Annotated in this window: 3 protein-coding genes; all 3 read right to left on the bottom strand. The window is 31.1% G+C overall.

Going from position 1 to position 1,729, the window contains the following annotated elements; all coding sequences use genetic code 11:
- A partial coding sequence (locus Q361_RS13505; protein ID WP_449403980.1) for a hypothetical protein occupies positions 1-184 on the bottom strand: 184 nt, incomplete at its 3' end.
- Between the two features lie 120 nt (positions 185-304).
- Positions 305-802: a hypothetical protein gene (locus Q361_RS13500; protein ID WP_103727244.1), complete on the bottom strand. Its 498-nt coding sequence runs from the start codon at positions 800-802 to the stop codon at positions 305-307.
- The coding region (locus Q361_RS13495) for an RHS repeat-associated core domain-containing protein (RefSeq protein ID WP_317047151.1) at positions 786-1,729 on the bottom strand (944 nt) is incomplete at its 5' end. The genes Q361_RS13500 and Q361_RS13495, both read right to left, overlap by 17 nt.

Raw genomic sequence — 1,729 nt, 5'->3', positions numbered from 1 at the left:
AGCCTGTTAAATAATCGGTAGTTGTAATTGTAGTGCCGTTTGTTACCACTTTTTTTACTTTTTGCCCTGTTGCATCGTAAAGATACACAATGTTTCTATTTGTTCCAGTAAAAACAATTTTTGTAGGTAGGTTTAAATGGTTGTAGGTAATGCTTGTAATGCCTTTGTTTACATCTTTATACATATTGCCATTGGCTCAATAACCACGCGAAAGGATTCGAGTGGCAGCTCGTGGCTTTGATAATCAATCAATTAATATCTACAAATCTAATAACACCAAATCTAGAATACACCATTATATATATTATTCACATAAAGGGAATAAAATTTTGCAATAATACAAATGGTTTTTGTTATCAAAAATAGTTTTACCTTTATCTACCGTTAAAGTTTTTTCATTATAGTAATCTATCTTTATCAACCCTATTCTAAATTTCAGAATTTTAGAATTGAGTTTTTTTATGTTGATTTTATCACTATAGGTATAGCTCTCTTCAAATAAACATTCACTATATCTTGGTTTTTTATTAAGTTCTTTAAGACTTAAAAATCGATAAACATCATTATTAAAGAGATACAATTTATCTTTTTTCATGAGCTTTACAACATCTAAATCTTTTTTTAAATCATCTTCACTTATTAAAAACATACCATCAATATTTTTTAAAGATATTACAATAGGTTTTTCTATAATGATTGTATCATTTGTTATATAAAACCTTTCACCAGTTTGGGAGTAGGCTTTATTAAAAATAATGAAGCTAAAACTAAATATAATAAATAATTTATTTAACTGTACCATTTCTTAATCTTCTATATCCTTTGTTTGTTTGAGGAGCTCTTGGGTCTGTTGTACCTTCTAAATGTAAAGTAGCTCTACCTGCTCCTCCTCTAGGTTTAGCTACTTTTTCAGGCTCTGAAGCTGTACTTTTTATGGGGGAATATACAGTATTAGAAACATTTTCAGGATAAACATTGTTTGTTCTGTTTGGATCTGTAGAACTATCTGTCATAAGACCTTTCTCAAAATGATAAATTCCTAAAGAATGTCCAACTTCGTGGCTACCAGTATCTGCGCTTTTTTTAGAATTTCTAACAGTAACGTAATTCATAGATGTTGAGCCATTTGTATTTGGATCAAATTGAGCATCTGGAAGAACCCTGTACACATTACCTTCCCCAGAAATATCTCCATCTAAAGTTCTATTTAAAGCTGCAAGATCACTTTCTCCTGCATTTGGAGTTACAATTTGAACAGATAAGTCATAATTAATTGCAAAACTTTGCTTATTACCATTCTCGTCAGTAAAACTATAATTGAATTTACCCGATTGATTTTTCCAGTAATTAGTAGCTTGATTAGCAGATGCTTGATCTGCACTTGTGGCATAGTATGTTCCTTTAATAGTAACTGTCCCCTTTACAAAATCTATATATATACCAAAATCTCTACCGTCAGGGTCAACAAAAACTACAGGATTGTTTTTACAATAGATATATGGAGATATTTCAGGATGTTTCTCCGCCAGCGGGTCAATATTCATCCACCTTCCAATTGCAGGGTCATAATTCCTTGCGCCATAGTCGTAAACATTTAAAGAGAGTTCGTCTTGGTACTCTTTGGAGTTATATTTATAATTGTATGCCTTTAACCGTTTTTTTGACCGCTTTTCTCTTTTTCCTATCTCCCAAAATCTACAAAAACTGCTTTTTTCCTTGTAAGAACGTG

The organism is Flavobacterium croceum DSM 17960 (genome assembly GCF_002917885.1).
Classification (GTDB): domain Bacteria; phylum Bacteroidota; class Bacteroidia; order Flavobacteriales; family Flavobacteriaceae; genus Flavobacterium; species Flavobacterium croceum.
Note: the sequence above shows the minus strand (reverse complement) of the source record. Positions and strands in the feature narration are given on the sequence as shown.

Coding starts and splice junctions, on each gene's coding strand:
- Q361_RS13500 (WP_103727244.1), bottom strand. CDS start 802: ATGGTACAGTTAAATAAATTATTTATTATATTTAGTTTTAGCTTCATT.